The organism is Streptomyces verrucosisporus, from assembly GCF_017114865.1.
Classification (GTDB): domain Bacteria; phylum Actinomycetota; class Actinomycetes; order Streptomycetales; family Streptomycetaceae; genus Streptomyces; species Streptomyces fenghuangensis.
The window spans coordinates 57,229-69,719 of sequence record NZ_JADEYH010000014.1 but is presented as its reverse complement, the minus strand read 5'-3'; the positions used below and the strand labels follow the sequence as shown (position 1 = coordinate 69,719).

The window sequence follows — 12,491 nt, the reverse complement described above, 5'->3', positions numbered from 1 at the left end:
TGTGGTGGTGTCGGTGCCGCCGGCGCGGGCCTCCTCCCCGCACCGTCCCCCGACGCTAACCGCCGGGGGCGGCCGCGGCGCTCAGGCGCTCTCGCCGGTGCCCCGTCCGTACCTGTCCGCCAGCGCCGCCACCTCCCGCGCCACCGCCGCGCGCAGCCCGGCCGGACCGAGCACCTCCGCCTCCGTACCGAGCCGGAGCAGGTCCCCCACCGCCACAGCGGTGCTCTCCACGGGGAGGAGCACCCGCACCCAGCCGTCACCGTCCGGCCCCTCCGCCCCCCGGGCCGCCCGCGCGCCCACCGAGCCGAACAGCATGGGCAGCAGCCGCAGGCCGCGCGGGGAGAGCCGCAGCACTGCCTCACCCCGCAGACGGCCGGCCTCCAGACGGCCCGCGGCCCCGGCCCAGTACGCCGCGAGGTCGAAGCCGGCGGGCCGCTCGAAGCGCTCGCCCGGCGCACCGAGGCCGAGGAGGCGCGAGACCCGGTAGGTGCGCACGTCCCCTCCCGGCCGGCCCCCGTCACATCCGTCACCGCCGCCACCGCCGCCGTCCGGGCCGGGAGAGGAGCGTGCGACGAGGCACCAGACGCCGCCTTTGAGGACGAGCCCGAGCGGATGCAGCTCGCGGCGCACCTCGCCCTTCCAGCGGCGGTAGCGCACACGCAGGGCCCGCTGCTCCCAGACGGCCTCGGCCACGCGCGCCAGGTGCGGTACGGGATCGGCGTCCCGGAACCAGGCCGGGGCGTCGAGGTGGAAGCGCTCGGAGACTCGCCGGGTGCGCTCGGCGAGCCGCGCGGGCAGCGCGGCTCGCAGCTTGAGCTGGGCGGTCGCCAGTTCCGCGCCCAGTCCCAGTTCTGCCGCGGCGCCCGGCATCCCAGCCAGCCACAGGGAGTCGGCCTCCTGGCCGGTGAGGCCGGTCAGCCGGGTGCGGTAACCCTCCATGAGGCGGTAGCCGCCCTCCGGCCCCCGCGCGGCGGTCAGCGGCACGCCGGAGGCGATGAGCGCCTCGGCGTCGCGGTAGACGGTGCGGACCGAGACCTCCAGCTCGGCGGCGAGTTCCGGTGCGGTCATGCGGCCCCGGTTCTGGAGCAGCAGGAGCATCTGCAGGAGGCGGTCGGCACGCATGGCGGCAGTCTGCCGCCCGTACCTGACAGCAGGTGTCAGGTACGGGCGGAACAGTGGTGGCGGCCGGCGCGGGAAGGGCCCGCGCCACCGCCTGTGAGGAGCCCCCATGACCACGCACACCACCGGCAGCTTCACCTTCGCCGACTGGCAGGAGAAGGTCATCGCCGAAGCCGGCGGCAGCGGTGACCGCGGCGGCGACGGCGCGAGCACGGGAAGCGGCCCGAAGCTGGCCTCCGCCGTCGTCACCAACCACTTCACCGGCGGCATCGAGGCCGCCGGGACCTCGTGCGCGTACACCATCGTCTACACCGCGGGGGAGCCCGGCTCCGCCGGGAGCTTCACCGGCCACGAGCTGCTCTCCGGCGCCCTCGACGGGCGCACGGGCTCCTTCGCGCTCGCCGAGCACGGCACCTTCGACGAGAAGGGCACCGTGCGCTGCGTCTTCGAGGTGGTGCCCGGCTCGGCCACCGGTGAGCTGGCCGGACTGCGGGGGACGGGCGGCTTCACCGCCGTGCACGGTGAGCCGTCCGTCGCGTACGCCTTCGACTACGAGCTGGGCTGAGCCGGCCCCGTGGCACCCTCCGCCGGGCCGGACGGGCCGTCCGGCCCGTCCGGGGAGCGGCTCAGGAGCCGAGGTTGGGGATGCACCAGTCGATCGGCGTGTGCCCCTGCGCCGCGATCGCCTCGTCGATCCGGCTGAAGGGACGCGACCCGAAGAACTTCTTCGCCGACAGCGGTGAGGGGTGCGCGCCCTGGACCACCGTGTGCCGGTCGGTGTCGATCAGCGGCAGCTTCTTCTTCGCGTAGTTGCCCCACAGCACGAAGACGGCCGGGTCCGGGCGGGCGCCCACGGCGTGGATCACCGCGTCCGTGAACTTCTCCCAGCCCTTGCCCTTGTGGGAGTTGGCCTCCCCGGCCCGGACCGTCAGCACCGCGTTGAGCAGGAGCACGCCCTGCTTCGCCCACGGCATCAGATAGCCGTTGTCCGGGACGGGGCAGCCCCGGTCGGCCTGCAGTTCCTTGTAGATGTTCCGCAGGGACGGAGGGGTCCGCACCTCGGGCCTCACCGAGAACGCCAGCCCGTGGCCCTGCCCCTCGCCGTGGTACGGGTCCTGCCCGAGGACGAGGACCTTGACCTGCTCGTACGGAGTGGCGTCCAGTGCCGCGAAAACCTCCTCCCGGGGCGGGTAGACCGGCCCGCGCGCCCGCTCCTCCTCGACGAACTCGGTGAGCTCCTTGAAGTAGGGCATCTCCAGCTCGTCGCCCAGGACCTTCTGCCAGGCCTCGGGCAGCATGGCGTTCACGTGAGACAGACCTCCGGTATCGATTCCGCGCGCCCTCTTCGGACACACATCCCAGAACGTACCGGTGACCGCTGACAACCGCGCCGCGTGGGCGGGCGAGCGGTGGACGAAGGGCGGCGGGCGCCTGCCCGCCCGCCGCTTGGACTCACCAGCTCTTCTTGCGGTCCAGCTCCCACAACCGCATGATCGTCGAGGAGTCGATGCTCCACTCCACGCCGGCGATGTCGTCGTGCGCGGCGATGTAGAGCTTGCCCTGCCACAGGGGCAGCAGCCGGACGTCCTCGGCCAGGATCTTCTGGGCCTGCGTGAAGGATTCGATGGCGGCGCCCCGGTCGCTCTCCTTGCGGGACTTGGGCAGCAGCGTGCCGGTCAGCGTCTTGTGCTCGTACGGCGTGCCCAGGGCGTTCTCCTCGCCGACGAACGGCGAGATGTAGTTGTCCGCGTCCGGGAAGTCGGGGAACCAGCCGCGGCCGAACACCGGGTACTCGCCCTCGGTGATGCCTTCCTGGAACTCGCGCCACTCGCGGCCCTCCAGGGTGACCTCGAACAGCCCGGAGGCCTCCAGCTGCCGCTTGATCTCGGCGAACTCCTCGGCGGTCGTGGCGCCGTAGCGGTCGGTGGTGTACCAGAGGGTCAGCTTCACCTTCCCGTTGACCCCGGCCTGGTTCAGCGTGCTGCGGGCCTTCTCCACGCTGGGCTCGCCGTATTCCTCGTAGAAGGCGCTGGTGTGGCCGGTGATCCCGCCGGGGACCATGGAGTACAGCGGAGCGGCGGTGCGCTTGTAGACGTTGCGGACCAGGGCCTTGCGGTCGATGATCTGGGCGATCGCCCTGCGGACGGCGGGCTCGGCCACCGACTCGTGCCGCGGGTTGAACACCAGGTAGCGGATCTCGGTTCCGTAGACCTCGTTGAGCTTGATCTCCGGGTGGTCGCTGCGGTTCTTCCCGAAGTCGTCGATCTGCTCGGGGGTCAGGCCGCGGTAGGTGAGGTCGACCTCACCGCTCTTGAGCTGTTCGACCATCTTGGCCGAGTCCTTGAAGTAGCGGACGGTCACGGCGTCGTTCTTGACCTCCGCGGAGCCCTTGTACTTCTGGTTCCTGATCAGCTCGGCCCGCTCGTCCTCCTTGTAGCCGTCGAGCAGGTACGGCCCGGATCCGCTGATCTTGTCCGATTCCAGCACCCGGTCGGCCGGGTAGGCGGCGGGGTCGACGATGGAGGCGGCGGGGGTGGCCAGGACCAGCGGGAAGGTCGCGTCCGGACGCTTGAGGTGGAATATGATCGTCCGCTCGCCGGAGGTCTCGATGCGGTCGACGCTCTGCAGCAGCTGGGCCGGGCCGGTGGGCGACTTGATCTCCAGGGTGCGCTCGATGGAGTACTTGACCGCCTCCGCGTCCAGCGCGTTGCCGTTGGAGAACGTCAGGCCCTTCTTCAGGACGCACCGGTAGACGCTGCTGACGGTATCGGTGAAACCACAGCGCTGGGCGGCGTCGGGCTCCGGGGTGCCGCTGGAGCTCGGGAAGTGCAGCAGTGTCTGGTAGATGTTCCGGTACAGCTCCCAAGAGCCGTCCCAGGCGCCGGCCGGGTCGAGGACGCTGGGCGTGCTCGTGGTGCCGACCACGATCGCCTCCTCGCTCTCGCTCTCACCGAGCAGCGAGCCGCATCCGGCGAGCAGGGTCGCTGTCACCAGCACGGCTGCGCCCTTCAGAGGCTTGTTCTGGCTGAACACTTGCACGCTCCTCGGTCGGCGATGCCACTAACGCCACTAGATGCCACTACTGCCTGGGTGCTGTGGGGGGATCCATCGGCTGACGGGACGGAGCGCGCGCCACGGTGCGGAGCGCGTGCCACCACACGTACGGCAGGGTCTCAACGGGCCTGTCGTGCCGAGGACGTGGCAGACCTTACCGCAGCATATGACGGGGCTGACAGGCTTCTGGACCGGGCAAGATCAGGACTTCGTCCGCGGCGGACCGGGCGGTCGCACAGAGTACGGGAGCCGTCTCAGGACGCACACCGGCGCCGTGCCCCGCCCCCCTGGGGAACGGCGGCACGGTGTCGGCGCGGTACGGGCCCCGGCCCACCGTCACGGCGAGCCGGGGCCCGGGGTCACTCGACCCCGGCGTTGAGGAAGATCCCGCCGTCGACCACGAGGGTCTGGCCGGTGATCCAGCCGGAGTCGTCGGAGGTGAGGAAGGCCGCCGCTCCCCCGATGTCCTCGGGCGTGCCCAGCCGCCCCATCGGATAGCGCCCGGCCACCTCCTCCTCGCGCCCCTCGTAGAGCGCGGCGGCGAACTTCGTCTTCACCACGGCCGGGGCGATGGCGTTGACCCGCACGCCCGGCGACAGCTCGTGGGCGAGCTGGAGGGTGAGGTTGACCATCGCGGCCTTGCTGATGCCGTAGGCGCCGATGAAGGGCGAGGCGGACAGCCCGGCGACGGAGGCGATGTTGACGATGGTGCCGCCGTGCTCCTTCTGCCAGGCCGCCCAGGTGCGCTGGGCGAACCCGAGCGCGGAGAGGACGTTGGTGTCGAAGACCTTGCGGGCGACGTTCAGGTCCAGCTCCGCGATGGGCCCGAAGACCGGGTTGGTGCCCGCGTTGTTGACCAGGTGGTCGACGCGGCCGAACGCCTCCATGGTCCACTCGACGGCCTCCGCCCGGTGGGCCTCGTCGTGGGCCTTCCCGGCCACGCCGATGGCCCGGTCCGCGCCGAGCCGCTCCACGGCCTCCGCGAGGGCGTCCTCGTTGCGGCCTGTGATGCACACCCGGTCGCCGCGGGCCACGAGCGCCTCGGCGATACCGTAGCCGATGCCGCGGCTCGCCCCGGTGATCAGGGCGACCCTGCCGCTGTCCTGCACTGCCATGAGCTTTTTCCGTTCCGTCGTATTCGCGGTGCGGCCGTCGGCGGCCGTCAGTTGAGCGGGCCGCCGGCCACGTACATCACCTGGCCGGAGACGAAACCGGCCTCCTCGCCGGTGAAGAACGCGATGGCGTTGGCGATGTCCTCGGGCCTGCCCACGCGCTGGACGGGGATCTGAGAGGCGGCGGCCTTCTGGAAGTCCTCGAAGTCCATGCCGACGCGGGCGGCGGTGGCAGCGGTCATCTCGGTGACGATGAAGCCGGGGGCCACGGCGTTGGCGGTGATACCGAACTTGCCCAGTTCCTTGGCGAGGGTCTTGGTGAAGCCCTGCAGACCGGCCTTGGCGGCGGCGTAGTTGGCCTGACCGCGGTTGCCGAGCGCGGAGCTGGAGGAGAGGTTGACGATCCGGCCGAACCCGGCGTCGACCATGTGCTTCTGGCAGGCCCGGGACATCAGGAAGGCACCGCGCAGGTGCACGTTCATGACGGTGTCCCAGTCGGAGTCGCTCATCTTGAACAGCAGGTTGTCGCGGAGCACGCCGGCGTTGTTGACCAGGACGGTCGGTGCGCCCAGCTCATCGGCGACCCGTGCGACGGCGGCCTCCACCTGCTCGGCGTCCGACACGTCGCAGCCGACCGCCAGCGCCCTGCCGCCCGCCGCGGTGATCTTCTCCACGACGTCCGCGCAGGCCGACTCGTCCAGGTCGAGCACGGCGACGGCCCGGCCCTCCGCTGCGAGCCGGACGGCGGTGGCGGCGCCGATCCCGCGGGCTCCGCCCGTGACGATCGCGACACGCTGCTCGGTGGTGGACATGCTGGTTCTCCTCGCACTCGAATGGGTGAGCAACCGCTTAGTACCTTCGGCAGACGTGACGCTAGAAGCACGGACACGCTGTGTCAACGGCCGAAGGCGCGGTGAGGCCCAGCCCACGTCCGGGCCTCCCACGTCCGGGCCTCCCCTCCGGTGCGCCGGGTACGGCCAGGAGCGTGTGGTGCGCCCGCTCAGCGCACCAGCACCTCCAGCAGCCGCTCGGTCTCCACTTCGGGATCGGCCGTCAGCCCGGTGTGCACCGGGCCCGGCTGGAGGACGGTGGAACGGGGGGCGACAAGCCACCGGAAGCGCCGCCCTGCCTCGTCGGCCGCGGCCTGCCCTGCCTCCGCCCCGCCCCGGCACAGGCACTCCACGGCGTGCAGGGCCGCCCGCACCCCCTCGACGTCGGCGTGCGGATCGAGCGCCCGCAGCCGTCCGACGTCCAGATGGGTGCGGGCCGCGACGAAGGACCGGGCCCGGCAGTAGACGACGACCCCGGCGTTGATCATCTCGCCGCGCTCCACCCGGGGGACGAGGCGCAGTACGGCGTACTCGAAGACGTCGCGCCCGCCGAACTGCCCGCTCACCGCGCCCCTCCGCCCTTGTTCAGCCCGCTGACGGCGTCCGCCCAGTCCCTCAGCCAGCCGGGCGCCCTGGAGGGCCCGTCCTGGCTCGGGGCGCCGACGGTGATCCGCTCGTGGACCGTACCGGCCCGGGCGGCCAGCACCTCGGTGTAGGCGCGGCGCAGCTCCTCCGGTGTGCCGAAGCCGGGCTCGCCGGCCAGCCACTCGTCGGGGATGTCGGCCGCGCACTCGGCCAGCAGCTCCTCGGTCACCCGCGGCGCCAGCTCGGCGGCGGCCGATTCGATGTCCGGGCCCATGGGCGCCAGGGCGTGGTCGGAGGCGTCGTACGGCTTGTCGGCCGCCTTGGCCGCGGTGGCCCAGTTGTGGTGCCAGATCAGGCTGGCGCCGTGGTCGATGAGCCACAGGTCGCCGTGCCAGACCAGCATGTTGGGGTTGCGCCAGGAGCGGTCGACGTTGCCCGTCAGCGCGTCGAACCACACCACACGCCCCGCCTCCCGCGCGTCCACCCGGTAGGCGAGCGGGTCGAAGCCCATCGAGCCGGGCAGGAAGTCCATCCCCAGGTTCAGCCCGCCGCTGGCCTTGAGCAGCTCCTGCACCTCTTGGTCGGGCTCGCCCAGGCCGATCACCGGATCCAGCTGTACGCGCACCAGATCGGGCACGCGCAGACCGAGCCGCTGGGCGAGCCGGCCGCACAGCACCTCGGCCACCAGAGTCTTGCGGCCCTGCCCGGCTCCGGTGAACTTCACGACATAGGTGCCCAGGTCGTCGGCCTCGACGATGCCGGGCAGCGATCCACCCTCGCGCAGGGGCGTCACATAGCGCGTGGCGGTGACTTCGGGAAGCATTTTCCCAGGCTATCGGAAGCGTTGGCCTTGCAATCAACGGTTTTCTCCGGAGACCTCCGGACCGGGGACCCCGCCGGAACCACTCCCGAACCGCCCTGGGGAGAATCCGGGGAGTTTCAGCCGCCGCCCGGCCTCCCCCGCCTGCCCAGCAGTCCGTCCATGACGGTGCGCCCCCTGCTCCCGGCCTCCGGCATGAAGTGAGCGTAGTAACCGAGCGTGACGGCCGGTGAGGAGTGCCCGAGCCACCGCGCCAGGGTCACCACGGACTCCCCCGCCTCCAACATGACCGAGGCGTAGATGTGCCGCAGCACATGGAAGCCGTCCTTCGGCGCCGCCTCCCACTGCCGCTGCTTCGCGCCCTCGGCACGCGGCGGGATGACGCCGGCCTTGGCCAGCGCGGGCTTCCACGTGTAGGTGTTCCATGTGTTCACGGCCACGGCGTTGCCGAACCGCGTGATGAGCAGGAGGGGGAACTTCCTTCGCGGTCTGTCCTCCCCCGGCCTTCCCCAGGGAAGCTCCACCTCCACCGGCGGGAACGCCTCGATGTGGCGCTTCAACTCCTCGGCGACCGAGCCGGGCATGTCCACGGTGCGGGTCTTCGCTCCCTTGGGCAGGGCGAAGAACAGCCTGCCGTTGACCGTTTGAACCTGGCGGCGGATGTGGAGGGCACCTCGCGCGTAGTCGATGTCCTCCGGACTCAGTCCGAACACTTCGCCCTGACGGAGCCCGCATCCCAGCCCGAGCACCACGGCTATGCGGTGCCGGGGGCTGATCACGTCACGAACCCGGAGTGCGGTCTCCAGCGACCACGCCTCTCGCCGCTCCCGGGACGCCTTGGGCCAGCGTACGGATTTTGCGTGCATGGGGTTCCTGGCGAGCCGTCTGTCGTCGACGGCCGCTTCCAGAATGCCGGACAACTCGGACAGGATCCCGCGCCGGTAGTCGACCGAGGAGACGGATTCCTCCAGCTTCGCCGTATACGCGCGCAGCGTCGTCGCCGTGATGCTCCGGAGCGGAAGCCGCCCCAGGTGCGGAATGATGTGAAGCCGCGCTTTACGTTCCTGATCCTGCTGGGTCTTGGGCGCTCCCCTCCTGCCCGGCGCCCAGTACAGTTCGATGTAGTCGGCCAGCGTGATGGACCCGTCACGCGGGTCCACGAACTCCCCGCGTTCCTCATCCGTGGCAGACCGGCGAAGCCACGCCTTGGCGTCCTCCAGAGTGTCGAAAGACCGATCACGAACCCCGGGGACACCAGCGACCTTGTATCTCCTCCCCTTACCGTAGCGAGGAGTCCGCACCCTCTTCCCGGTTACCGGATCTCTCTTCTTCTTGATCCAGCGGTCCTCTATGTAGCCGGCCAGGTGATACTCCTTATCGGCGAAAGAAACGGTGTTCCACGGCGTCTGGCCCGTCAGTCTCCGAAAGTGCGGCCGGACCGGCGCGGTGAAGCCAATGCCAGAGGGTTCAGGGCCGGGTTGGATCGGGAGTCGGCCTCCTCCTGTTCCCGAATCCAGGTTTCGAGAGCGTCCCGCCGATACACCACTCGACCGCGACGCCCCATGCGGAAACTCGGTGGTCCCTGCCGTCGATGTCGCCAGACATACAGCGTGTGCGGCGAGAGGCCGAGATATTCGGCAGCGTCCTTGACGGTCAGGAAGGCCGCGTGAACGGCACCAGCGTTAGAGGATGCCGAGGGGGCAGGAAACGACTTTTCGGGCATGAATGGACTTCCATGGGAGGCGAGGGACGTCGAGCGCGAGCGCCGTCAATGATCGCCGTCATCGCCGGTTTGGATAACCGGCGATGACGGCCTATGTTTCGCCTTCTCCATACAGTCGACACGCACGCGAGAATCACCCATCGGACTCCACCGAGAAACGAGCAAAGGGAAGAACTTGAGCAGGAAGAGACGTGCGTGTTGGCGTAAGGAAATCCTCATCGTGTCACCCGGTCGATCGTCCGTTGGCCGTTCGCCTCCAAGGTGTTGTACCTTGACATAGCCGTGAAGAGGATTCCAGTCTTTCCGGGCCACTCTCCGTCTGCCGTGAGCGAATTAAGCGCCAGGAATCAGCCTTCGGACTTCTCTCACCCCTGCTTCACGCGGGGAAACGACAACCAGGTTTTCTCGGTAAACCGGTGAGTACCCCATGGATCGGACATGGAGCCAAGTCGTTCGAGCACCGGATCCGTCGACGCGCGGACTGTTTCGGCACTACGCCCCTGGCATCATTGCCGGGTTCGGAAAAAATCCGGTCAGCTGGCCCATACTCCCGCAAGACTTCTCGCCCGCCGAGGCACCGAGCTCTGGGCGCTGTCCCCGTCTGCTCGATCCGGCACTTGGAAAGCCTCGCTCACCGTGGACGGCGTGGACGCGGCCCAATGGAGGAGCACGCACATGATCGACACCGGCGACATCGATGTCTTCCTCGGCCTGGGCGTCGGCAAGGGCGAACACCACGCCACCGCCATCACACCGGCCGGGAAGAAAGCCTTCGACAAGCGGCTGCCCAACACCGAACCCAAGCTCCGCGAACTGTTCGCGAAGCTCCAGGCCAAGCACGGAACAGTGTTGGTCGTGGTCGACCAGTCGGCCTCGATCGGTGCCCTGCCACTGGTGGTCGCACGGAACATGGGCTGCCCCGTCGCCTACCTGCCCAGGCTGACGATGCGGCGGATCGCCGACCTCTACCCCGGCGAGGCCAAGACCGACGCCCGTGACGCGTTGATCATCGCGGACGCGGCTCGCGCGATGCCGCACACACTGCGGGCGATCGACGGCGAGGACAAGACGATCGCCGAGCTGGAGATGATTGTCGGGTTCGACGACGATCTCGCAGGAGAGGCCACCAGGGTTACGAACCGGCTGCATGGCCTGCTGACCTAGATCCATCCGTCGCTGGAGCGGGTGCTGAGGCCGCGGTTGCAGCACCCGGTCGTCCTCACGCTGCTGGAACGGTTCGGGTCACCGGCCCAGATCCGCAAGGCCGGCCGTCGGCGGCTGGTCACCCTGCTGCGGCCGAAGGCGCCGAGGAAGGCCGAGCGGCTGGTCGAGGAGATCTTCGCCGCGTTGGGCGAGCAGACCGTGACGGCTCCGGGGACCGAGGCGGCCGAATTGATCGTCCCGAGCCTGGCCGGATCCCTGGCCGCCATCCTTGACCAGCGCAAGCTGCCGGCCGGACGGATCGAGGAACTGCTGGAGGACCCCCTCTTTCCAAAGTCCTGACGTCGATGCCGGGCATCGGCGTCAGGACCGGAGCCCGGATCCTGATCGAGGTCGGTGACGGCAGCACCTTCCCAACCGCCTGCCACCCCGCCGCCTACGTCGGACTCGCCCCGGCGACCTGGACCTCGGGCTCCTCGATCCGCGGCGAACAGCCATCCAGGAGAAGAAACAAGCAACTCAAACGGGCTTTCTTCCTCTCCGCGTTCGCCGCCCTGGGCGACCCGGCCTCGCGGGCCTACTACGACAAGAAGATCGCCCAGGGCAAGCACCACCCCAGGCCCTGCTCTGCCTCGTCCGACGCCGGGCCGACCTCCTCTTCGCCATACTCTGTGACGAAACCTTCTACGAACCGCAGCCGTCGGCCTCAGTCACCTGACCTGCGGGTCCGCGAGGAGAACGACTCGATCGGCCTCGACGTCGAAGCCAAGCACCGGATGGCCGGAGTCGCCCTCCGGGTCCATCAGCACCGGCTTGCCCAGCCGCCGCCCGATCTCCCGAAGGAAGCCGCAGAACACATCAAGTCGCTCCTGGCCCTGCAACTCCCGCAGGTCGACGTCAAAGTCGACTTCATCGTCGACATGGAAACGGAAGATCGCCAACACATCGGCAGCCGGCCAGACCCGCAGGTGCGGACATTCGGCATCCGCCGGACGGGATAGAACGGCCTCCGCCCGGGGCACCGGAAGCACCGCCTCTCCCTCGGAGTACTGGCACTTCCAGCCCTTCTCCGCGACAAGATCGAGGACCGCCTGCCAGCCCTCCACTGAGACATCCGGGACACGCACGTCCGGCAACGGCCCCATCAAGTCCGGGTCGAAGAAGCACTTGACGTCATCCCACAACAGGTCAACCACCCCGCCATGCTGCCCGGCTCGCCGGCCCACCGCATCCCCGTTTCCCTTGACCAGAGACATAGGGGCCCCCGGGATGTACACGGAAGTACTGAAACCACTCAAGCCCCGTACCGCTGGGCCTCATCCCCTGCGCTCCATCGGAGTAGTGACGGCGAGGCCGTGGGCGCCTCGGCCCCGTTGCGCCAGCTCACACGCAACATGGGCATCGGCGAACAGGGATCGCCCTCATACGTCCAACCGCCTGGCGATCAGTTCCCGCCGGGAAGCATGTCCTCCACCGCCTCCAGGGCCCGCTCCCACGGAAAGGCCCGGGCGTTGCCCGTCTTGGGCGGGTGCGGCTCGTACCCGTCCTCGCCCAGCAGGACCCGCACGCCCTGGGACCGGAGCGCCTCCACACTGCGCGGCACGGCGGGCTGCGCGGCCTGCGCCTGGTTGAAGAACGGCATCGCCGCCACCGGCACACCCATGTGCACCGCCTCCGACGGGATACCCAGCGCCACCGTGTCCGCGATACCCGCGCCCCACTTGTTCAAGCTGGTGCACGACAGCGGGGCGACCAGCATCGCGTCCGCCTTCGGCAGCGCGTCCTTCTCCCACGGCAGCTTGTACCGGGACCGCACCGGGTGGCCGGTGAGTTCCTCCAGCTCCTCCATCCGCGGCTCCCACCAGGCGGCGGCCGACGGCGTGAGGACGGCGCACACGTCCCAGCCGCGTCCCTGTGCGAGTCGTACGGCCTGGTCGAGGTACTGCGTGGGACCGGCCGCGCAGGCGATCAGGTAGAGCACTCGGGTCATGGCCGGAGTCCACACCGCCGGGCGAGACCGGTCAACTCCGGGCCCGGAGTGGGCGCGAGCTCCATGAGGTCACCGACCAACCGCGTGACGGATGGCA

The 12,491-nt window shown here is 69.7% G+C and carries 12 protein-coding genes and 1 pseudogene; 2 read left to right on the top strand and 11 right to left on the bottom strand.

Annotated features, from left to right (window positions below; genetic code table 11):
• Window positions 1-81: 81 nt before the first annotated feature.
• Window positions 82-1,122 (bottom strand): helix-turn-helix transcriptional regulator, encoded by a 1,041-nt coding sequence (locus IQ279_RS16645; RefSeq protein WP_206349324.1) that lies wholly within the window; start codon window positions 1,120-1,122, stop codon window positions 82-84.
• Between the two features lie 106 nt (window positions 1,123-1,228).
• Here IQ279_RS16645 and IQ279_RS16640 point away from each other — a divergent pair, with 106 nt between their 5' ends.
• Entirely contained in the window at window positions 1,229-1,684 is a 456-nt protein-coding gene (locus IQ279_RS16640; protein ID WP_206349323.1) for a DUF3224 domain-containing protein, read from the top strand.
• A 61-nt stretch (window positions 1,685-1,745) separates the two neighbouring features.
• Here the strand turns inward: IQ279_RS16640 and IQ279_RS16635 are convergent, their stop codons facing one another.
• The 8 genes from IQ279_RS16635 to IQ279_RS16600 form a co-directional block, all read right to left on the bottom strand.
• Entirely contained in the window at window positions 1,746-2,417 is a 672-nt protein-coding gene (locus tag IQ279_RS16635; RefSeq protein WP_206349408.1) for a uracil-DNA glycosylase, read from the bottom strand.
• A 154-nt stretch (window positions 2,418-2,571) separates the two neighbouring features.
• Window positions 2,572-4,152: an ABC transporter substrate-binding protein gene (locus IQ279_RS16630; RefSeq protein ID WP_206349322.1), complete on the bottom strand. Its 1,581-nt coding sequence runs from the start codon at window positions 4,150-4,152 to the stop codon at window positions 2,572-2,574.
• Between the two features lie 380 nt (window positions 4,153-4,532).
• On the bottom strand, window positions 4,533-5,288 hold the full coding sequence (locus tag IQ279_RS16625) for an SDR family oxidoreductase (RefSeq protein ID WP_206349321.1): 756 nt from the start codon (window positions 5,286-5,288) through the stop codon (window positions 4,533-4,535).
• Between the two features lie 47 nt (window positions 5,289-5,335).
• Entirely contained in the window at window positions 5,336-6,097 is a 762-nt protein-coding gene (fabG, locus tag IQ279_RS16620; RefSeq protein WP_206349320.1) for a 3-oxoacyl-ACP reductase FabG, read from the bottom strand.
• Window positions 6,098-6,285: 188 nt separating this feature from the next.
• Complete coding sequence (locus tag IQ279_RS16615) at window positions 6,286-6,681, bottom strand: DUF3037 domain-containing protein (RefSeq protein ID WP_206349319.1); 396 nt, start codon at window positions 6,679-6,681, stop codon at window positions 6,286-6,288.
• A complete protein-coding gene (locus tag IQ279_RS16610) occupies window positions 6,678-7,523 on the bottom strand; it encodes a HipA family kinase (protein WP_206349318.1) in 846 nt (281 codons plus the stop codon). The genes IQ279_RS16615 and IQ279_RS16610 overlap by 4 nt, the downstream gene beginning before the upstream one ends.
• A gap of 116 nt (window positions 7,524-7,639) precedes the next feature.
• Window positions 7,640-8,680 (bottom strand): tyrosine-type recombinase/integrase, encoded by a 1,041-nt coding sequence (locus tag IQ279_RS16605; protein ID WP_307792390.1) that lies wholly within the window; start codon window positions 8,678-8,680, stop codon window positions 7,640-7,642.
• A 254-nt stretch (window positions 8,681-8,934) separates the two neighbouring features.
• Window positions 8,935-9,243, bottom strand: coding sequence for a helix-turn-helix domain-containing protein (locus IQ279_RS16600; RefSeq protein WP_206349317.1), 309 nt, complete (start codon window positions 9,241-9,243; stop codon window positions 8,935-8,937).
• 675 nt (window positions 9,244-9,918) lie between these two features.
• On the opposite strand from IQ279_RS16600, the pseudogene IQ279_RS16595 reads away from it, so the two are divergent.
• A pseudogene (locus IQ279_RS16595) lies at window positions 9,919-11,122 on the top strand (IS110 family RNA-guided transposase).
• On the opposite strand, the gene IQ279_RS16590 reads toward IQ279_RS16595, so the two are convergent.
• Together IQ279_RS16590 and IQ279_RS16585 are read right to left on the bottom strand one after the other, a co-directional pair.
• Window positions 11,115-11,600 carry a hypothetical protein gene (locus tag IQ279_RS16590; protein WP_206349406.1) on the bottom strand — a complete coding sequence of 162 codons (486 nt, stop codon included), beginning with the start codon at window positions 11,598-11,600 and terminating at the stop codon, window positions 11,115-11,117. The pseudogene IQ279_RS16595 and the gene IQ279_RS16590 overlap by 8 nt on opposite strands.
• A 248-nt stretch (window positions 11,601-11,848) precedes the next feature.
• On the bottom strand, window positions 11,849-12,394 hold the full coding sequence (locus tag IQ279_RS16585; protein ID WP_206349316.1) for a flavoprotein: 546 nt from the start codon (window positions 12,392-12,394) through the stop codon (window positions 11,849-11,851).
• Between the last annotated feature and the right edge of the window lie 97 nt (window positions 12,395-12,491).